Genomic DNA, 18,191 nt, shown 5'->3' with positions numbered 1-18,191 from the left:
CAGGATCCGCCACCCGGCCGTGTCGGCCGGCGGTGCCTCGGGGAGGAGATCGGCATCTTGAAACAGGCTCTCGTCACCGGCGGGGCGCGCGGCATCGGCTTTGGCGTCGCCGAAGCGCTGCTCGCCGCCGGCTACGCCGTCACCGTCACCGGCCTGAGCGAGGCGGAAGTCGCCGCCGTGCCGCCCCGCGACGGCCTTTCGGCCATCGTGCTCGACGTCACCGACCAGGCCTCGGCCAATGCTGCGATCGCCCGCCTCGACAGGCTCGACGCGCTGGTAAACTGCGCCGGCGTGCTCTTCCGGGGGCAGGAATACGATATGGCCGTGTTCCAGAAGGTGATCGACGTCAATCTGACTGGCACGATGCGGATGTGCGTCGGCGCGCGGCCGTTGCTCGCAAGGCAGGGCGGCGCGATCGTCAACACGGCGTCGATGCTCTCCTATTTCGGCGGCCCGCTGGTGCCGGCCTATACGGCCTCCAAGGGCGGCGTGGCGCAGCTGACCAAGGCGCTCGGGGTCGCCTGGGCGGAGGAGGGTATCCGCGTCAACGCGGTCGCGCCCGGCTGGATCGCTACCGAGGTGACGCGCGGCATTTTCGAGGATCCCGTCCGTTCGGCCGGCATTCTTGGCCGCACGCCGATGAAACGCTGGGGCGAGCCGCGCGACATCGGCGACGTCGTCGCCTTCCTGTGTTCCGATGCGGCGCGCTTCATGACGGGAAGCGTCGTTCCCGTCGATGGCGGCTATGCCTCGGTTTGAGATGAAAGAGGGACCATGAGCGACAACACCACGGTCAACCATTCCGGCCTCGAGACCGACGCCGACCAGAAGCGCATCCCGTATCGGCATCCGCAGCCGAAGGAATCCTTCCCCGAGATCGTCATCCCGAACGCGATCCCCACGGATGAGCGTCTCTGGGTGCCGCAGCAGGAGAATGTCTGGTTCCGCCCGCTCTGCCTGTCGGCGAGCCGCGGCTACTGGATGAACCTGCTGCGGGTTCGGAAATCCGGCGTGCTGTCACGCCACCGCCATCCGCAGCCGGTGCATGGCTGGGTGCTGAAGGGCAGCTGGCACTATCTCGAGCACGACTGGACGGCGGAGGAGGGCTCCTACGTCTACGAGGCGCCCGGCGAGACGCACACGCTGGTCGTCGAGCCGCATGTGACCGAGATGATCACGCTGTTCCAGGTGAATGGCGCCATGATCTATGTCGATCCCGACGGCGCCGTGCAGGGCTACGAGGACGTCTTCACCAAGATCGACCTCTGCCGCAAGCACTACACCGATATCGGCCTGGGCGAGGGGTATATCGACCAGTTCATCCGGTGAGGGTGGATGGAGGCGGCGAAGTCAGCGCGCAAGGGTCGAGCCATGTCGGCGTGACACCCTCCACCGTCATCCCTGCGGAAGCAGGGATCCATCCAACCACCTGCCGCCGGCGGCTGAAATGGATCCCGGGTCGCGCTTCGCGGGATGACGACGGAGAGGGACTCGCAGGCGGGATGGAGTATTGAGGACGGTGCAATTGGTTTACATGTGCCACCCTCTACCAACATCCTGAGGTGCCCGGCGAAGCCGGGCCTCGAAGGAGGCTCCAGAGCGCACCATGACGGCGGCCGTCTATATGCTCCGATGTGCGGACGGCAGCTACTATGTCGGCTCGACTTCGGCTGAAGACCGAGAGCGGCGGCTGCTGGAGCATCAATCGGGAGCCTATCGCGGCTACACCTATTCGAGGCGGCCGGTGGAGCTCGTCTGGTCCGAAGAGTTTGATCGCCTCACCGACGCCTATGCGGCGGAGCATCAGATCAAGGGCTGGTCGCGCGCCAAAAAGGAAGCCCTGATCCGTGGCGATTGGGCGGCGATACGCGAACTTGCCAAGCGAAGGTGAGTGCGTGCTTCGAGACGGCCCTGCGGGCCTCCTCAGCATGTTGGGGAGGGAGGGTTCGGCGAGGTCGGAAGGGTAGCCGCGCATCCCAAAAATAAAAAAGGCCGGCACCTCTCGATGCCGGCCTTTTCGTTGAAGCAACCCCCCTACCGGATCGGCGGGGCGTATTGGATGCCGCCGAGCGACCAGAGCTGGTTCAGGCCGCGCGGGATGCCGAGCTTGGAGCCGACGCCGAGATTGCGCTCGTAGACCTCGCCGTAATTGCCGACCGTCTTGACGATCTCGATGGCCCAGTCGTTCGAGAGGCCGAGCTTTTCGCCGAAGGCGCCGTCGGTGCCGACGAGGCGCATGACGTCCGGCTTCTTCGAGGCCTTGGCCTCGTCGACGCGCTCGGACGAGACGCCCAGCTCCTCGGCGTTCAGCATGGCGTTGTGGACCCAGCTGACGAGGGCGCGCCATTTCGGATCGTCCTGGCGGACGACCGGGCCGAGCGGCTCCTTGGAGATGACATCCGGCAGGATGATGTTGTCGGCGGCGTCCGGAAGGCTCGCGCGCTCGGAGTAGAGCTGCGACACGTCCGTGGTGATCACGGTGCACTTGCCGGACTTGTAGTTGTCGAGCGATTGCTCGGGGCTGCCGGCGGCGATCGTCGTGAATTTCATCGTGTTGGCGTTGAAGTAGTCGACGAAATTCTGCTCGCTGGTGGTGCCGCTCTGGACGCAGACGGTCGAGCCGTCCAGCTCCAGCGCCGAGACCTTGCCGCTGTCGCGCTTCACCATGAAGCCCTGGCCATCATAATAGGTGACGCCGGCGAAGGCGAGCGGCAGGTCCGTCTCGCGCGACATGGTCCAGGTCGAGTTGCGCGACAGGAGGTCGACCTTGCCGTCCTTCAGCGCGTCGAAGCGCTCTGCGGCGGAGAGCGGCACATAGGTGACCTTTTCCGGATCCTTGAAGATCGCGGTGGCGACGGCGCGGCAGAAATCAACGTCAAAGCCGCTCCACTTGCCGTCCTCTCCCGCGTTGGAGAAGCCGAGCAGGCCCTGGCTGACGCCGCAGATCAGATTGCCGCGCTGCTTCACCGTGTCGAGCGTGCCGGCCTCAGCGGCGGCGGCCGAGCCGAGGGTGACGGCGAGAGCCATCGCCGCCACGCGGCCAGAAAGAACCTTCGCAGGAAACACCATGGTCGCCTTCCCGTTGATCAATCATGGAAGCCGCCCCGGACGGGACGGCCCGGCATTTCACGTCAGAGCTTCGCCTGCTGGCGAACGATGACCTTGGTGCCGACCGGAACCCGGTCGAACAGGTCGATGACGTCATTGTTCACCATGCGGAAGCAGCCCGAGGACAGGGCATGGCCGATCGTCTGCGGCTGGTTGGTGCCGTGGATGCGGTAGATCGTGTCGCCGAGATAGAGCGCGCGGGCGCCCATCGGGTTGCCCTCGCCGCCGGCCATGAAGCGCGGCAGATAGGGCTGGCGCTGGATCATCTCCGCCGGCGGCCGCCAGTCCGGCCATTCCGCCTTGCGCGAGATCTTGAGCAGGCCCGACCACTGGAAGCCGTCGCGGCCGACGCCGACGCCGTAGCGGATGGCGCGGCTGTCGGGCTGGACGAGATAGAGGAAGCGCTCATCCGTGTTGATGATGATCGTCCCGGGCTTCTCGTTGGTGCGGAAATAGACCGGCTGCGGCCGGAATTCCGGCGGCAGCAGTGAATCCTGCGCCGAGGGCACGAGGCCCGGCTGTTCGGGGATCTGCAGCACGTCGCGCGTCGGGGCGGCCTGGGCCGGAAGGGTCGCCGATAGGCCGAGCGCGGCGGTGCAGCCGATGAGCGCGATCGACAGGGGGCGCTTGAAGATCTGGTGGAGCAGTCTGGCCGTGATGGTTCGCATCGTAACCTCGGATTGGGACTGACAGGGAATGACCCGGCCTCGGCCGGGCCGAACTCAGCCGGCGGCAGCCGTCGGGGCGGGGGCGGGCGCCGATTGCCCGCAACGCACGAACACCATGGTGCCGTAGCGCGCCGTGACGCTGGGATCGACCCAGGGGGCGATCAGGACGCCATCCTGGAACGAGGTGATCTGCCGGTCCTTCGGCGTTCCGGCCGGGCCGGGCGGGCCGAGATAGACGCGGCCGCTGGCCGTCTTCAGCACCAGCTCGCTCGGCTTCGGCTGATCGGCCAGATACATCATCACGCCGTTGTTGGGACCGCGCGTGATGACATAGGGATTGCTGCAATAGCGGCGCGCCTCGGTGATGGTGCGCGGCAGGTCGGCCTCCTGGCGGAACGAACCGAGGCCCCAGTTGCCGATCAGATCCTCCGTCGTGATGGCGACGGACGGGGCAGGGCCGACGGACGGTCCCGCGCGCTCCGTGACCGAGGCACAACCGGCGATCGACAGAAGCGCGGCGGCGCCGGCCAGCAGGGCGGCAGTGCGACGGTTGGGCGCTCCGATCGGAGTTCCTCCCACCGATGACGTAGCGGCTTGTTGCATCTTTCCCCCTTCCGCGACCACGAGGCGGAGCGTTCCACCTCGATGCTGCAGCGTGTTCACGCTAAGGCAGCACGCGATTCTGGTCAGCATCATGGCGGCGGTGCGGCGAAAAATGCAACTGTTCGCCACATGTGTGGCGAGTGCTTACTCAGCGATATGCCCGGTCGGCGGAATGGGCATCATCGGCGCCCGCCGGAGCGGGTCGACCTTCTTGATCGGTCCCGCCTTCGGCGCGCCGGGCAGGGTGCGCCAGTTGACGCCGGCGATCGTCACGATCCGGCTGCCGCGGAAATCGACCTCGTTGCGGATGTGGCCGTGCTCGGACATGTAGGTGAGGAGCCAGCGGCCGCGCGACGGCGACCGGCTGCCATAGGCATTGGCCAGCGCCTCGTCGGTCGGGCAGGGCGCTTCCTCGCGGGCGGCGCGGGCGAGCAGCAGGAACACGCCCTGCATCTCTTCCGGCAGGCTCTCCGCCACGGTCAGGACCTGCTCCCAGGCTTCGTCGCCCCTGTCGGAGGCGACGCCGGCGCGTGCCAGCGCCAGGCGCTTGCGGAAGCTCGGCATGTCCTGGCCATAGGTGCCGAGCTTCTTGATCCGGCAGTGGAACAGGAAGTCCTGGTAGATCAGCGGCGCCGGGCGGAAGGCCGTTTCCGGATCCGACATGATCTCGGCATAGACGCTGTCGAGCACTTCCTGCTTTTCGGCTTCCGTGCGGGTGTCGGTCTCGACTTCCGCCGCCGCGCTGTCGAGCGGGCCGGATGTCTCGATGTCGCGCAGCAGCTCGGCTGTGCCGCGGGCGCGAGAAACGCTCGGCGTCGGCATCGGCAGCAGGTCGTCCTCGCCGCCGACGAAGATCAGGTCCTGCATCTCCGCCTGCGGCACTTCCGGCAGCGGCATCAGCACGGGGCGGCCGCTGCGGCCGGCCGTGTCGACGGCGCCGATGCGGACGGGAATGGGCTTGCGCGACAGCGCCGGTCCGAGCGCGACGAACTGGCCGGGATCGAGATCGCGGAAACCTTCCGCCTGGCGGCGGTCCATGCCGAGAAGATCGGCGGCGCGCGCCATGTCGATATCGAGGAAGGTGCGGCCCATCAGGAAGTTCGAGGCCTCGGCGGCGACGTTCTTGGCCAGCTTGGCGAGACGCTGCGTCGCGACGATGCCGGCCAGTCCGCGCTTGCGGCCGCGGCACATCAGATTGGTCATGGCGCCGAGCGACAGGCGACGTGCCTCGTCGGATACTTCGCCGGCTACGGCAGGCGCGAAGATCTGCGCCTCGTCGACCGTGATCAGCATCGGATACCAGACGCTGCGATCGGCATCGAAGAGGCCGTTCAGGAAGGCGGCGGCGCAGCGCATCTGCTCCTCGGCGTCGAGGCCTTCCAGATTGAGCACGACGGAGGCGCGGTGCTGGCGGATGCGCAGCGCGATCCGCTGCAATTCGCTCGGGCTGCGCTCGGCGTCGACGACGGTGTGGCCGAAGCGCTCGGAGAACGAGACGAAATCACCCTCGGGATCGATGATCGCCTGCTGCACCATGCCGGCGCTCTGCTCGAGCAGCCGCCGCAGCAGGTGGGATTTGCCGGAGCCGGAATTGCCCTGCACGAGAAGGCGCGTCGAAAGCAGTTCCTCGAGGTCGAGAAGGGCCGGCTGACCCGTCTGGTTGGTCCCGAGTTCGATTCCAGCTTTCATAGTGCTCCACTTCGCCTTTGCACGCTTCGTCCCGCACGCTGGGCCGGACCCTAGCACGGGCAGGCTGGGCGTCGGGACGCTCCGCCGGAACTCCACAGGAGATCCATCCGGAGGGCGGGCCATCGGCCCGGTTACGCAAAAACCATACGGCCCGGCGGCTCTGCCGGCCGGGCTCGTCGCGAAACTCGGTCAAAGGGGGTGGCGCGCCCTAGGGGAATCGAACCCCTCTCTCCACCGTGAAAGGGTGGCGTCCTGACCGATAGACGAAGGGCGCAGCGCGGCGGTTTATAGGCGGTAACCCCCGAAGTGACAAGCTCCGGCAATAATGTCGGAGTTCGGTCAAAGGGGATTGGCGCGCCCTAGGGGAATCGAACCCCTCTCTCCACCGTGAAAGGGTGGCGTCCTGACCGATAGACGAAGGGCGCGGCGAGGCGGTTTATAGGGGCCAACCCCCGGAGTGACAAGACCGCCTGAGCATCCTCCATCCCGCCTGTGGATAGAGTGCCGTCTCATCGCTGAGACGGCACGGAATTGCTCGGTTCTACCACTTGCCGGTGTTCGGCATCGAAGCCCAGGGCTCCTGCGGCGGCAGCGGATCGCCGGCCTGGATCAGCTCGACCGAGATGTTGTCGGGCGAGCGGATGAAGGCCATGTGGCCGTCGCGCGGCGGACGGTTGATGGTGATGCCGGCCTTCTGCAGCTTGTCGCAAAGGGCGTAGATGTCGTCGACGCGATAGGCGAGGTGGCCGAAATTGCGGCCCTCGCCGTAAACTTCGGGATCCCAGTTGAAGGTCAGCTCGACCTGGGCGTCCTCGTCGCCGGGGGCTGCGAGGAAATAGAGCGTGTAGCGGCCCTTCTCATTGTCGATGCGACGAACCTCATTGAGGCCGAGCTCCTTGTAGAACGCGATCGACTTGTCGACGTCGGTCACGCGGACCATGGTGTGAAGGTACTTCATGGGGCGGCATCCTTTTTCCGGATTGGCATTGTCGGCTGCCGGAGGCCGCGGGTCGCGCCCGCGCCGACGAATTGCACCGCCACCATAACGGCAGTGCCTTCAAACAGGAACCCGGCCACCAGCGGCATCCCAAGGACGGAAATCCCCGGTTGTGGCCCGGATGCCACTGGTCTACGCCACTTCCGATGTTATTCTTTGTTAAGGGAATCGGCGGCGGGTGCGCTTCAATGGCGGTGCCATGCGGTCGACCATGTGTGTATTCGGCCTGAAAGGGCCTATCGGGGGCCGGCGATATGGGTTCCAAGAACAGCGCTGAACCGTCTTCCGCCACGGGGCGGGAGGACGAGGGCGGGCTGGATCTGGTCGAGGTAGTCGGCTCGATCAAGTGGTTCGACGCGTCGAAGGGCTATGGCTTCATCCTGCCGGACGATGGTTCGCCGGATATCCTTTTGCATGTGACCTGCCTTCGGCGTGATGGTTTCCAGACCGCTTACGAAGGCTCCCGTATCGTTTGCGAGGTCACCAAGGGCCAGCGCGGCCTGCAGGCCTTCCGCGTCATCTCCATGGATGATTCGACGGCTATCCATCCGGCCCAGGCCGGGCCGCCGCGCACCCACCAGGTCATCGTGCCGACCAGCGGGCTCGAGCGCTGCGTCGTCAAGTGGTTCAATCGCGTCAAGGGCTACGGCTTCGTCACGCGCGGCGAGGGGACGGAGGATATCTTCGTCCACATGGAGACGCTGCGCCGCTATGGCCTGACCGAGCTGCGTCCGGGCCAGACCGTCCTCGTCCGCTTCGGCGATGGCGACAAGGGCCTGATGGCCGCCGAGATCCGCCCCGATGGCGTCTCGACCGGGCCGTCGTCGCACTGACCGCCGTGTCGACGCGCCAACCCCGTTCCGGCTTCCTCGTCACCTGGTGCGTAGCGCTGATCGTCGGATTGGCGCTTTCCGTCGTTGCCGGCCATGCCAGGGAACCGTCGCGCATCGAGGTGACCACCGCGACCGGCCGGCATCCGCTGACCATCGAATGGGCCTCGACGCCGAGCGAGCGCGAGCGCGGCCTGATGGGGCGGAAGACCCTTCCGGAAGGCCACGGCATGCTGTTCGATTTCGGCGACGAGGAGCCCGTCTATTTCTGGATGAAGAACACGCCGCTGTCGCTCGACATGATCTTCATCAAGGCTGACGGCACCACCTCGCGAATCGAGAAGCGGACGACGCCCTTCTCCGAGGCCCTGATCCCCGGCGGCGCACCGGTTCGCTATGTGCTCGAACTCGTCGGCGGCAGCGCGGATCGCATCGGCCTTCGTCCCGGCGATCATTTCGCCATTCCGGCGCGCTGACCGCTGATCGCGGCATCTGGCTTGTTGAGGCTCCAATTTGTCGCCCCGGCATGCCTTGAAGAGCCTGGGCCGAACGTGTAATCCACCCTTGTCGTGAAAGTCGGGGCATAGCGCAGCCTGGTAGCGCATCTGGTTTGGGACCAGAGGGTCGTAAGTTCGAATCTTACTGCCCCGACCATTCGAAGCGACCCGTATTTTGATGGAGGCGATCCAACGATGGTTGCGCGTATCTTCAGGCCGGCACGCAATGCGATGCAGTCGGGCAAGGCGAAGACCGAGCGTTGGATGCTGACCTATGAGCCGGAAGTTCCGGTCTCGGTCGAGCCGCTGATGGGCTACACCTCCACGGTCGACATGAAGCGCCAGATCAAGCTGTCGTTCGACACGCAGGAAGAGGCGATCGCCTACGCCGAGAAGAACGGCATTCCCTACCAGCTCTTCACCGCGCAGGACGACACGCGCAAGAAGATCTCGTACTCGGACAACTTCAAGTTCGGCCGAGCCCAGGCCTGGACGCACTAGACCGCGTTCGCGCGAAGCGGATGCCGGTTCGCGCTAGGATCGCGCGACGGAATGAAGAGCTGGAGTATCGGTGCTAGGCAACGATGCTCCAGCGGTCGGAACGACCGCGGCGCGGCAATGCGCCAATTCGGCCCCGTAGCTCAGCTGGATAGAGCAGCCGCCTTCTAAGCGGCAGGTCGCTGGTTCGAGCCCAGCCGGGGTCGCCAATCATTTCAACAGGTTAGATTGAATTCCGGCGTCATTCCGAATTCTCGGTAGGCCTGAGCCGGGCCTCAAGCATTCCCTTTTAGTGGCGGCGGTGCGAGGGGCGTAGGTCGTCTTGATCTGAACGGCCGTGCTCGTCGTGGCGCGTAATCAGTCTCGCGCCCCGGCCGCCCGTGGCATGGGCCCAAAGCCAGTTGAGGGCTACGGCCAGCCGGTTGCGTGCTCCGATCAAGAAGAAAATGTGCGCGATTCCCCAGAGCCACCACGCAATCCATCCCTTGAGACGCAAATGGGGGAATTCAGCGATGGCTGCCTTGCGGCTTACAGTGGCGAGATTGCCCTGGTTCCGATAGCGGAATGGCGCGGACGGCTTCGCGTCGCCTCGGAGCCTTCTTCGGATCTCGGCAGCCACGTACTTTCCCTGCTGCTTTGCCGCCGGAGCGAGGCCCGGCACAGGTTTTCCTTCGCTCTGCGCGGCCGCCGTGTCTCCGATGACCCAGATGCCCGCTTCGATGCTCAAGTCGGGACCGACGATCACCCGGCCGGCGCGGTCCGAAGCCGCATGCAGCCAAAGCGCAGCCGGCGAGGCCTGCACTCCGGCAGCCCATAGTACGGTTGCCGCTTCAATCGGCTCGTCACCCACCACGACGCCCTTTGCATCGATATGGGTAACCGCTTTCCCGGCCAGCACTTCGACGCCCATGTCGGCCAGCGATCGCACGGCAAAGTCCGAGAGAGGCTCGGTGAAAGTCGTCAGGATTCTTGCGTTGGCCTCCACCAGGATCACCCGGGCAGACTGAGGCGAAAAGGCCCGGAACTCTCCGGGCAAGGTCCTTCGCGTCAGCTCTGCAATCATGCCGGCGAGCTCGACGCCCGTCGGCCCTCCGCCGATGATGACGAAGGTCAGGAGGGCTGCGCGTTTGGCGGGGTCCGGTTCGAACTCAGCCTGCTCGAAGGCGAGCAATATCTTGCGACGTATGTCGGTAGCGTCATCGAGATTCTTCAGACCCGGCGCGAACGCTTCCCAATCGTCATGGCCGAAATAGGCGTGCCTGGCCCCGGTCGCGACGACGAGATAATCGAACGGCACAGATTGCCGTCCCTCGAGATGGACGACGCGCGCAGCGCGGTCGACACCCACGACCGTGCCGAGCAGAGTCTGGATGTTCTTGTAGCGGCGAAGCAGCGTCCGGATCGGCCACGCGATCTCGGACGGACTGAGCAGAGCCGTGGCCGCCTGGTAGAGCAGCGGCTGAAACAGATGATAGTTGCGCTGATCGATCAGGGTTACGTCGGTGGGCGCGCCGCCCAGGGCCTTCGCACAGCTCAGTCCGGCAAACCCGCCGCCGATGATTACTGTTCGAGGATTTGGCATTCGATGGTGCCCAACCGCTTCGCCATAGCCTCAATCTATCTCGTGGGAAGCCAAATGTCCGGCAGCTCTTGAGTATTCCCGGCTTTGGAGGAGCGGCGCGCCGGTCGCGCGTCGCTCCCCATCCTGTTGGCGGTGCCTGCCGCCAGGTCGTGGCTCTACTTCCCCGGAAGGTATTTGCCGATGTTGATGAGCTGGACCCGGCGGTTGATCGGGTTCTTCGGGTTCTTGACGTCCTGCAGCGATTCCTGGCCGAGGCCGACGGCTTCGACGCGGGCGGGGTCGACGTGGTAGGTCGTCGTCAGCGCCTCGACGACGGCGTCGGCGCGCGCCTGGCTCAGCGCCAGATTGTCCTTGCGGTTGCCGGTCGTGTCGGTGTTGCCGGTCACGACGAACTTGTAGCCGCCGAGCACCGGATGGTGCAGCGCATCGGCGATCGAGCCGATCGTCGCATAGGATTCCGGCCGGATGATCGCCGAGTTCAGCGCGAACTGGATCTGGACGTTGACCTGGGCGAGATTGTCGAGCAGTTCCAGGGGCTTCCAGGTGATCGGCGTGCCCGGATTGTCGATCATGTGCTGCTGCACGGCCTGACGGATCAGCGCCGCGGACAGGCCGGGAGGCGCCGCGCGGGCGGCGCTGTTCATGGTGTTGACGATTTCGGTGCCGCTCAGCGCCGTCTGCGCGACGGCGGGGCCTCCGCTCGCGCCCGCGAGCAGGAGGGCGGCGGCCAGGGCGAGGCCGCGCGAGCCGGACGGGAGGCGGGATGTCATACGGATGTTTTTCGACATGACGTTCAGTTCCAGCCGGCGTTGGTGATGGCGGTCGTGCAGCGCTTGCTGACGACCTTCTTGGCGGCGTTCAGGCAGTTGAGGTAATGCGCGTTGCCGGGCGCGGTGCCCTGGCAGAACTGGGTGGCGTCACCGCGGCAGGCTTTGGTGACCGCCGCCTGCGCCGCGAGGCGGGCGTCGAGCGACGCGACCACGGTCTTGTAGTCGGCGATGCATTGCGGATTGATCTTGGCCGCCTGCGCCGTCAGGCAATCCTTGAGGGCGCCGCCGCCCAGATTGACCTTGGGGCAGTATTTTTCGATGTCCTTGCCGCAGCTCTTTGCGAGCAGCGCCCCGGCCTCGGAATAACTGATCGTCTGCGCGTACGCTTGCCCGCCGAGGCTCATCAAAAGCACGGCCGCAAGACTAGGCAATGTAAGTCTCATCGTGATTTCCCCGCCTCTGTTCACGTCTCATGCGCCGAGGGCGCACGCCGCTGCGTCAGCTTCGCCCTCTGCGAAATCGGGCTCAAGAAAAAGCTAGCATGGGAATTTCACGCTACTGTCCGCTGGGTACAGAGTCCATGCCGAATACTGGCCGGAAGCGAGGGCGTGCGGGATGCCACGCGCCGGATCAGATGACCCGGAAAAAGACCGGCAGATGGTTGCCGGCGTGCAGCCGCTCGATCAGCTCCATGAGCGGAATGATCGCCAGGAAAAGCAGTGCGTCGAGGAAGGTGCGCCGGAGCGCGTGGGTGGAGACGGAGAGCTCCTCGGTATCGCGATAGAGCGACAGTTTCGGCCAGAACATCGGCGTTACGGCCGCATAGGCGGCATAGCGTTCGCCGAACAGCGTAACAAGATGGTCGGCTTCCTTGCGGGCGGTGGCGATGAAGGCCGCGTAGCTGATGAGCCCGAGCAGGGCGGCAACCACCAGCGAGCCATACATCAGGCCGATGCCGACCGCGCCGATGGTCGAGAACAGGTAGAGCGGGTTGCGGGTGACCGAATACGGTCCCAGCGTCGTCAGCTGCCGGTTCTTGTGCGAGCCGATATAGAGAATGCTCCACATCCGTCCCGCGACGCAGGCCAGCACGAGGCCTATCCCGGCCAGCTGGAGGACCTCATGCGTCTCGCCGCCCCAGAAGGGGCCGACGAGCAACAGCCCGATAGACGCGACGACGGCGCCGGCCTGGATCAGGTGGATACGCAGTCTCTGATTGAGAGCTCGAGCGCGCATGGTCGGCTTCCGTTGCGGAATGCAGACTCTGCTCTACGCGAATTACGCCGATTCTACGAGCGAGGCTTCCGCCGTCCCGCGGCGCCTCAGGATGCCATCGCGCGAAGGGCCGGGCGCTGCTGCAGCCAGAGGCTCGTCTGTTCGGCGGAAATCGGCCGTCCGAACAGATAGCCCTGGCCGATATCGCAGCCCATGTCGCGCAGCGTCGAGAGGATTTCCGGCGCCTCGATGCCTTCGGCCGTCGTGGCGAGATTGAACGTCCCGGCGAGCTGCACGATAGCGCGGATGATCCGCCAGTCCTCGCCGTTGCGCTGCGCGCTCGCGACGAAGCCGCGATCGATCTTGAGGCGGTCGACGGGCAAGTCGCTCAAATGGCGCAGGCTGGAATAGCCGGTGCCGAAATCGTCCAGCGCCACGGAAATGCCGGCGTTGCGCAGCGTGTTCAGGATCTCGCGCGCCGACGACACTTCGTCGACCAGCGTGCTCTCGGTGATCTCCAGCTCCAGCCGCGCCGGCGGGAAGCCCGCCTTGTCGAGAATGGAAAGGATGCGGGACGCCATCAGCGGCTCGGCGAACTGGGTCGGCGAGATGTTGACCGAAAGGCGCAGATCCGTCGGCCAGTTGCGGGCGTCCTCGCAGGCGCGCCCCAGCAGCGTGTAGAACATCTCGCCGATCCGGCCCGATTCCTCCGCCATCTGGATGAAGGACGTCGGCGGGATGATGCCGCGCACCGGGTGCTGCCAGCGCGCCAGCACCTCGAAGCCGATCAGCCGGTCGCCATGGAGCTCGATCAGCGGCTGGTAGTAGGGGACGATCTCGCCCGCGGTCATGGCGCGCCGCAGATCGCCCTCCAGCATGCTGCGGTCCCTCTGCGCCTCGTCCATGCCGGCCTCGTAGGCGCGCAGCGATCCGCGGCTGTGGCGCTTGCCGTCATAGAGCGCGACGTCGGCGGCATGCAGCAGTTCCTGGCTGGTGACGGCGCGGTCCTCCGAAACCGCGAGGCCGATCGTGGCGCCGACGCGGGCAAAGCCGTTCGGGATCGGGATCGGGGCGGCGAGGGTGTCGAGCAGGCGCCGCCCGACGCGGCGCGGTATGCCGCCCTGGTCATCCTCGAGCAGGAGCGCGAATTCGTCGCCGCCCAGCCGGGCGACCGTGGTGTTCGCCTCCTGGAAGCCGGAAAGCCGGCGGGCCGTCTCGATCAGCACGTCGTCGCCGGCGGCGTGGCCGTGCGTATCCTTCACCGTCTTGAAATGGTCCAGGTCGATCAGCAGGACGGCGACCGGCGGACCGCCGTTCCGCCAGGCGTCGAGCGCCCTGTCCAGCGCGCGCATGAAGGCGGCCCGATTGATGAGGCCCGTCAGCGAATCGATTCGGGCACTGGCAGAAAGCTGGCGCTGCTTGCGATGGGAGCGGTCGAGCGCGCGGCGCAGGCGCAGCTGGATCCGGAGCAGAAACGCGCCGACGACGAACGACATGGCGAGGCTGGTGACCAGATACAGCAGGAACGGCGCAATTCCGTCCGCCGTGTTGCTGGCCATCAGACCAACCATGGCGAAGAAAAGCGCGCCTAATCCTAGAACCAGGATGCCGATCATCATGCTATTGCCCACCGCGCCTGGGGCTTCCACGCAAAACGGCACCCATTATCGGGTGCGTTGCGTCTGGACCCCCCAGTCCGACCCGCCGCCAGAGTCAGGGACAATAGGCAATCAAGTCAATAGAAGATTTGAGCTATATTTCGAACAATCGCATTATGTCCGCCCAGCGAAGTAATATGCCAGTGATGCTGACCTTGCGGCATGCCGTTGGAAGTAGCGTTGGCAACGCCGAGACAAGCAGGGCGAAGCGCTCGGGTATCGACTGTTTGGAAACAGTCGAACGTAATCTGCTGACCAGCGATACTGCGTACGGTATTTGCGGAAGATTTCGCCGGGGATCGGATTTTCTAGATGACATAAAAATGGCGCCGGACGGAGCCCGGCGCCACGAAACCTTGGTTCAACACACGGTCTGGACCATGGTCGACGGGAGGACGTCAGTCCTTGGCGCGCTCGACATAGGAGCCGTCCTCGGTGAGCACGACGATTCGCGTGCCCGGGCCGATGTGCGGGGGAACCATGGAGCGGACGCCGTTCGACAGGATCGCCGGCTTGTAGGACGAGGAAGCGGTCTGGCCCTTGGTGGTGGGCTCGGTCTCGACGACCTCGAGCGTCATGCGCTGCGGCAGGACGATGCCGACGGCCTGCTCGTCGAAAATCGACAGACGGACGACCATGCCTTCCTGGAGGTACGGTGCTGCGTCACCGATGACGGCCGCCGAAACGATCAGCTGCTCGTAGTTCTCGGTGTTCATGAACGTGTAGCCTTCGCCGTCCTGGAACAGGTAGGAGAAGTCACGGTCTTCGACGAACGCACGCTCGACCTGCTCGGTCGTCTTGTAGCGGTTCGAGATCTTCACGCCATCGGCGAGGCCGCGCATGTCGATCTGCGTGGTCGGCGTTCCCTTGCCGGGATGGAAGCTCTCGGCGATCAGGACGGAGTAAAGCTTGCCGTCGATCTCGAGAACGTTGCCCTTGCGGACCTGGCTGGCGATAACCTTCACGAATTAACCCTCAGATTGGCGTCGGCGCCCGTACAAAGGCGCGATAATGGCGCGCACCATAGCGATTCCGCTGGTTCGCGCCAGTCGAATCTCGCAAATGCCAGCGGGCTCGCCCCCTCGCGACGACAGGAGAACCGTGAGAATGACCAGCGCGTCACCCTGGTGGTCGCCCCATGTCCACGCCGATCGCCGGCCGCTGCTCCTGAAGCGCGGGCGCATCAAGGCGGCCGTGCACGCCTGGTTCCAGGCGCGCGACTTCCTGGAGGTGGAGTGCGGGATCCTGCAGGTCTCGCCCGGCAACGAGGCGCATCTGCACGCCTTCGCCACCGAGCGCGTGTTTCCGGACGGCACCCGCAAGCCGCTCTATCTGCACACCTCGCCGGAATTCGCCGCGAAAAAGCTGCTCGCGGCCGGCGAGGAGCGGATTTACACGCTCGGCCCGGTGTTCCGGAACCGCGAGCTCGGGCCGCGCCACGCCTGCGAATTCGCCATGCTCGAATGGTATCGCGCCGGGGCGCCCTATGAGGCGTTGATGGAGGATTGCGCGGCGCTGCTGGCTGAGGCGGCCGAAGCGGCGGAAGCGCGCCTCTTCACCCATCGCGGCCATGTCTGCGATCCCTTCCTGGAGCCGGAGCGGGTCACCGTCGCCGAGGCGTTCGCGAAACATGCCGGCATCGACCTGCTCGCTACGCTTTCCGAGGACGGCACGGCGGACCGGGACGCGCTTGCCGAGCAGGCGGTGGCGACCGGCATCCGCATCGTCTTCGACGACAGCTGGAGCGACATCTTCAGCCGCATCATCGCGGAGAAGGTCGAGCCCAATCTGGGGCAGGGGCGGCCGACGATCCTCTGTGAATATCCGGTCGTCGAGGCGGCGCTCGCCCGGCCTAAGGCGAGCGATCCGCGCGTCGCCGAGCGCTTCGAGCTCTATGGCTGCGGTGTCGAGCTCGCCAACGGCTTCGGCGAGCTGACCGACCCGGCCGAGCAGCGCCGCCGCTTCGTCGCCGAGATGGACGAGAAGCAGCGCGTCTATGGCGATCGCTACCCGCTCGACGAGGATTTCCTCGCAGCCCTCGCCATCATGCCGGAGGCGTCGGGCATCGCGCTCGGCTTCGACCGGCTGGTGATGCTGGCGACCGGCGCGCCGCGTCTCGATCTTGTGATCTGGACACCGGCGGCCGAATGATCGAAAGAGTGCGGCCATGCCGCGCTCACCCGTCGTTCCGCTCGAAAAATCGCTGACGCTCCGTTCGCCGACCGCCCTGGTCGAGGCCGGACTGGTGCCGGCTGCCGCGCAGGCCGGGCTGGACCAGGTCGCCGAGCGCTATGCGGTCGCCGTGACGCCGGCGATGGCGAAGCTGATCGACGCCGAGGATCCCACGGATCCGATCGCCGCGCAGTTCGTGCCCTCCGTCGCCGAGCTGACGACGCTGCCGGACGAGCGCGCCGACCCGATCGGCGACGATGCGCACAGCCCGGTGCCGGGACTGGTGCATCGCTACCGGGATCGCGTGCTCCTGAAGCTCGTGCATGTCTGCGCCGTCTATTGCCGCTTCTGCTTCCGCCGCGAGACGGTCGGCCCCGGCGGCCCGACCATGCTGGGCGAGGCCGAGCTCGAAGCGGCGCTCGCCTATATCCGCGAGCGCCCGGAGATCTGGGAGATCGTCTTCACCGGCGGCGATCCGCTGGTGATTGCGCCGCGCCGGCTGGCGGAACTCCTGGAGCGCTTCCGCGCCATCGAGCACGTCAGGATCCTCCGCTTTCATACCCGCGTGCCGGTCGTCGACCCGGCCCGGATCAATTCGGAGCTGGTCGCGGCGCTCCGGAACACCGGCAAGACCGTCTATGTCGCCATCCATGCCAACCATCCGCGCGAGCTGACGGCCGACGCAAAAGCGGCGCTCGCCCGTCTCGCCGATGCCGGCATCGCCATGGTCAGCCAGACGGTGCTGCTTAGGGGCGTCAACGACGATCCGGAGACGATGGCGGCGCTGATGCGCGGTTTCGTCGAGGCGCGGGTGAAGCCGTATTATCTGCATCATGGCGATCTCGCGCCCGGAACCAGCCATTTCCGCACCTCGATCGCCGAGGGGCAGGCGCTGATGCGGGCTCTGCGCGGACGGCTTTCGGGCCTGGCGCAGCCGACCTACGTCCTCGATATTCCCGGCGGCTTCGGCAAGGTTCCGATCGGGCCGGACTACGTCCACGAGGACGACACTGTGACGGACCCGAATGGCGGCGAGCACGCCTACCGGTTCAACGACGCCGTCTGAACGGCCTTGCCGTTCTAGATCCTTTTATCGTTTCATGGAAACGATGAAAGGACCTAACTATTTGTTTGGTCACGTTTTCTTGACGCGAACCGGTGTCCACTTCGCTCGAAAACGTTCCAGCCTTGCACCTTCTGGGTGCGGGGTGGCACGATTGCTCGTTGCCGCAGAGAGGAATTCACAGTGTACCAGCCACCCCATTTCCGCGAAGACCGGCTCGACGTGATGCACGCGCTGATCCGCGCCCATCCGCTCGCCATGCTCGTCACGGCGGGCGAGGGCGGGCTGATGGCTAATCTGGTGCCGTTCCTGATCGATCCTGAGGGCGCCGAGAAGGGCCTGCTCCGCGCGCATATCGCGAGGGCCAACGACCAGCTGGCGGCGCTCAGGGCCGGAGCCGAGGCGATGGTGCTGTTCCAGGGGCCGAACGCCTATGTGACGCCGAGCTGGTACGCCGCCAAGGCGGAGAATCACAAGGTCGTGCCGACCTGGAACTATGTGACGGTGCACGCCTGGGGCACGCCGCGCGTTCTCGAATCGACGGAATGGCTGCGCCGGCAGGTCGGCGAGCTAACCGACGCCAGCGAGCAGGGCCGGCAGCACACCTGGAGCGTCGATGACGCGCCGGAGGCCTATGTCGCCGGCCAGATGAAGGGCATCGTCGGCCTCGAGATCCCGATCGACCGGATCGAAGGCAAATGGAAGGTCAGCCAGAACCGGGCTGTCGCCGATCGGCGGGGCGTCGTCGACGGCTTGAGAAGCGACCGCCCCGATGCCGTGGAGATGGCGGCGCTGGTGGCAGCCCACATTCCGCCGGCGGGCGAATAGGCTCGCGGGGATG

General features: G+C 65.8%; 20 protein-coding genes and 4 tRNA genes. 11 read left to right on the top strand and 13 right to left on the bottom strand.

Going from position 1 to position 18,191, the window contains the following annotated elements:
• The first annotated feature begins 57 nt into the window (after nt 1-57).
• The 3 genes from K32_RS11155 to K32_RS11145 all read left to right on the top strand — a co-directional run bounded on the left by K32_RS11155 (nt 58) and on the right by K32_RS11145 (nt 1,891).
• A complete protein-coding gene (locus K32_RS11155) occupies nt 58-759 on the top strand; it encodes an SDR family NAD(P)-dependent oxidoreductase (RefSeq protein ID WP_201404069.1) in 702 nt (233 codons plus the stop codon).
• Nucleotides 760-774: 15 nt separating this feature from the next.
• Nucleotides 775-1,329, top strand: a complete 555-nt coding sequence (locus tag K32_RS11150; RefSeq protein WP_201404068.1) for a 2,4'-dihydroxyacetophenone dioxygenase family protein — start codon at nt 775-777, stop codon at nt 1,327-1,329.
• Nucleotides 1,330-1,606: 277 nt separating this feature from the next.
• On the top strand, nt 1,607-1,891 hold the full coding sequence (locus tag K32_RS11145; RefSeq protein WP_201404067.1) for a GIY-YIG nuclease family protein: 285 nt from the start codon (nt 1,607-1,609) through the stop codon (nt 1,889-1,891).
• A gap of 143 nt (nt 1,892-2,034) precedes the next feature.
• Here K32_RS11145 and K32_RS11140 read toward each other — a convergent pair whose 3' ends face one another.
• The 7 genes from K32_RS11140 to K32_RS11110 all read right to left on the bottom strand — a co-directional run bounded on the left by K32_RS11140 (nt 2,035) and on the right by K32_RS11110 (nt 7,026).
• Nucleotides 2,035-3,069, bottom strand: coding sequence for an amino acid ABC transporter substrate-binding protein (locus K32_RS11140; RefSeq protein ID WP_371813011.1), 1,035 nt, complete (start codon nt 3,067-3,069; stop codon nt 2,035-2,037).
• A gap of 62 nt (nt 3,070-3,131) precedes the next feature.
• Entirely contained in the window at nt 3,132-3,776 is a 645-nt protein-coding gene (locus K32_RS11135; RefSeq protein ID WP_201404066.1) for a L,D-transpeptidase, read from the bottom strand.
• 54 nt (nt 3,777-3,830) lie between these two features.
• A complete protein-coding gene (locus K32_RS11130) occupies nt 3,831-4,379 on the bottom strand; it encodes a hypothetical protein (RefSeq protein WP_201404065.1) in 549 nt (182 codons plus the stop codon).
• Nucleotides 4,380-4,523: 144 nt separating this feature from the next.
• Nucleotides 4,524-6,068, bottom strand: coding sequence for an ATP-binding protein (locus tag K32_RS11125; RefSeq protein ID WP_201404064.1), 1,545 nt, complete (start codon nt 6,066-6,068; stop codon nt 4,524-4,526).
• A gap of 199 nt (nt 6,069-6,267) precedes the next feature.
• Nucleotides 6,268-6,342 (bottom strand) — tRNA-Glu (locus K32_RS11120).
• 76 nt (nt 6,343-6,418) lie between these two features.
• A tRNA-Glu gene (locus K32_RS11115) sits at nt 6,419-6,493 on the bottom strand.
• Between the two features lie 116 nt (nt 6,494-6,609).
• On the bottom strand, nt 6,610-7,026 hold the full coding sequence (locus K32_RS11110; protein ID WP_201404063.1) for a VOC family protein: 417 nt from the start codon (nt 7,024-7,026) through the stop codon (nt 6,610-6,612).
• A 293-nt stretch (nt 7,027-7,319) separates the two neighbouring features.
• Here K32_RS11110 and K32_RS11105 point away from each other — a divergent pair, with 293 nt between their 5' ends.
• From K32_RS11105 to K32_RS11085, 5 genes are all read left to right on the top strand, one after another.
• A complete protein-coding gene (locus tag K32_RS11105; protein ID WP_244669938.1) occupies nt 7,320-7,898 on the top strand; it encodes a cold-shock protein in 579 nt (192 codons plus the stop codon).
• Nucleotides 7,899-7,903: 5 nt separating this feature from the next.
• Nucleotides 7,904-8,371 (top strand): DUF192 domain-containing protein, encoded by a 468-nt coding sequence (locus K32_RS11100; RefSeq protein ID WP_201404062.1) that lies wholly within the window; start codon nt 7,904-7,906, stop codon nt 8,369-8,371.
• A gap of 101 nt (nt 8,372-8,472) precedes the next feature.
• Nucleotides 8,473-8,549, top strand: a tRNA-Pro gene (locus tag K32_RS11095).
• Nucleotides 8,550-8,587: 38 nt separating this feature from the next.
• Entirely contained in the window at nt 8,588-8,893 is a 306-nt protein-coding gene (locus K32_RS11090; RefSeq protein WP_201404061.1) for an ETC complex I subunit, read from the top strand.
• Nucleotides 8,894-9,022: 129 nt separating this feature from the next.
• Nucleotides 9,023-9,099 (top strand) — tRNA-Arg (locus tag K32_RS11085).
• An 80-nt stretch (nt 9,100-9,179) separates the two neighbouring features.
• Here K32_RS11085 and K32_RS11080 read toward each other — a convergent pair.
• The 6 genes from K32_RS11080 to efp all read right to left on the bottom strand — a co-directional run bounded on the left by K32_RS11080 (nt 9,180) and on the right by efp (nt 15,080).
• Nucleotides 9,180-10,472, bottom strand: coding sequence for an NAD(P)/FAD-dependent oxidoreductase (locus tag K32_RS11080; RefSeq protein ID WP_201404060.1), 1,293 nt, complete (start codon nt 10,470-10,472; stop codon nt 9,180-9,182).
• Nucleotides 10,473-10,627: 155 nt separating this feature from the next.
• Entirely contained in the window at nt 10,628-11,242 is a 615-nt protein-coding gene (locus K32_RS11075; RefSeq protein WP_201404059.1) for an OmpA family protein, read from the bottom strand.
• Nucleotides 11,243-11,265: 23 nt separating this feature from the next.
• On the bottom strand, nt 11,266-11,685 hold the full coding sequence (locus K32_RS11070) for a cysteine rich repeat-containing protein (RefSeq protein ID WP_244669937.1): 420 nt from the start codon (nt 11,683-11,685) through the stop codon (nt 11,266-11,268).
• Nucleotides 11,686-11,872: 187 nt separating this feature from the next.
• A complete protein-coding gene (locus tag K32_RS11065) occupies nt 11,873-12,478 on the bottom strand; it encodes an isoprenylcysteine carboxylmethyltransferase family protein (RefSeq protein WP_201404058.1) in 606 nt (201 codons plus the stop codon).
• Nucleotides 12,479-12,564: 86 nt separating this feature from the next.
• Nucleotides 12,565-14,016 carry a bifunctional diguanylate cyclase/phosphodiesterase gene (locus tag K32_RS11060; RefSeq protein WP_201404057.1) on the bottom strand — a complete coding sequence of 484 codons (1,452 nt, stop codon included), beginning with the start codon at nt 14,014-14,016 and terminating at the stop codon, nt 12,565-12,567.
• Nucleotides 14,017-14,513: 497 nt separating this feature from the next.
• Nucleotides 14,514-15,080, bottom strand: a complete 567-nt coding sequence (gene efp, locus K32_RS11055; protein ID WP_201404056.1) for an elongation factor P — start codon at nt 15,078-15,080, stop codon at nt 14,514-14,516.
• A gap of 142 nt (nt 15,081-15,222) precedes the next feature.
• On the opposite strand from efp, the gene epmA reads away from it, so the two are divergent.
• The 3 genes from epmA to K32_RS11040 all read left to right on the top strand — a co-directional run bounded on the left by epmA (nt 15,223) and on the right by K32_RS11040 (nt 18,178).
• Entirely contained in the window at nt 15,223-16,266 is a 1,044-nt protein-coding gene (epmA, locus tag K32_RS11050) for an EF-P lysine aminoacylase EpmA (RefSeq protein ID WP_201404055.1), read from the top strand.
• Nucleotides 16,267-16,282: 16 nt separating this feature from the next.
• Nucleotides 16,283-17,353, top strand: coding sequence for a lysine-2,3-aminomutase-like protein (locus K32_RS11045; protein ID WP_201404054.1), 1,071 nt, complete (start codon nt 16,283-16,285; stop codon nt 17,351-17,353).
• A gap of 180 nt (nt 17,354-17,533) precedes the next feature.
• Nucleotides 17,534-18,178: an FMN-binding negative transcriptional regulator gene (locus tag K32_RS11040; protein ID WP_201404053.1), complete on the top strand. Its 645-nt coding sequence runs from the start codon at nt 17,534-17,536 to the stop codon at nt 18,176-18,178.
• The last annotated feature ends 13 nt before the right edge of the window (nt 18,179-18,191 follow it).

Source organism: Kaistia sp. 32K, from assembly GCF_016629525.1.
Lineage (GTDB): Bacteria > Pseudomonadota > Alphaproteobacteria > Rhizobiales > Kaistiaceae > Kaistia.
This window is presented reverse-complemented; position numbering and strand designations above follow the sequence as displayed.

Bases quoted from the DNA above. Each gene is read 5' to 3' on its own strand.
- K32_RS11145 (WP_201404067.1), top strand. From the start codon at position 1,607: ATGACGGCGGCCGTCTATATGCTCCGATGTGCGGACGGCAGCTACTAT.
- K32_RS11140 (WP_371813011.1), bottom strand. From the start codon at position 3,069: ATGGTGTTTCCTGCGAAGGTTCTTTCTGGCCGCGTGGCGGCGATGGCT.
- K32_RS11090 (WP_201404061.1), top strand. From the start codon at position 8,588: ATGGTTGCGCGTATCTTCAGGCCGGCACGCAATGCGATGCAGTCGGGC.
- K32_RS11150 (WP_201404068.1), top strand. From the start codon at position 775: ATGAGCGACAACACCACGGTCAACCATTCCGGCCTCGAGACCGACGCC.
- epmA (WP_201404055.1), top strand. From the start codon at position 15,223: ATGACCAGCGCGTCACCCTGGTGGTCGCCCCATGTCCACGCCGATCGC.
- K32_RS11080 (WP_201404060.1), bottom strand. From the start codon at position 10,472: ATGCCAAATCCTCGAACAGTAATCATCGGCGGCGGGTTTGCCGGACTG.
- K32_RS11070 (WP_244669937.1), bottom strand. From the start codon at position 11,685: ATGAGACTTACATTGCCTAGTCTTGCGGCCGTGCTTTTGATGAGCCTC.
- K32_RS11065 (WP_201404058.1), bottom strand. From the start codon at position 12,478: ATGCGCGCTCGAGCTCTCAATCAGAGACTGCGTATCCACCTGATCCAG.
- K32_RS11110 (WP_201404063.1), bottom strand. From the start codon at position 7,026: ATGAAGTACCTTCACACCATGGTCCGCGTGACCGACGTCGACAAGTCG.
- K32_RS11060 (WP_201404057.1), bottom strand. From the start codon at position 14,016: ATGGCCAGCAACACGGCGGACGGAATTGCGCCGTTCCTGCTGTATCTG.
- K32_RS11135 (WP_201404066.1), bottom strand. From the start codon at position 3,776: ATGCGAACCATCACGGCCAGACTGCTCCACCAGATCTTCAAGCGCCCC.
- K32_RS11130 (WP_201404065.1), bottom strand. From the start codon at position 4,379: ATGCAACAAGCCGCTACGTCATCGGTGGGAGGAACTCCGATCGGAGCG.
- K32_RS11105 (WP_244669938.1), top strand. From the start codon at position 7,320: ATGGGTTCCAAGAACAGCGCTGAACCGTCTTCCGCCACGGGGCGGGAG.
- K32_RS11045 (WP_201404054.1), top strand. From the start codon at position 16,283: ATGCCGCGCTCACCCGTCGTTCCGCTCGAAAAATCGCTGACGCTCCGT.
- K32_RS11075 (WP_201404059.1), bottom strand. From the start codon at position 11,242: ATGACATCCCGCCTCCCGTCCGGCTCGCGCGGCCTCGCCCTGGCCGCC.
- K32_RS11125 (WP_201404064.1), bottom strand. From the start codon at position 6,068: ATGAAAGCTGGAATCGAACTCGGGACCAACCAGACGGGTCAGCCGGCC.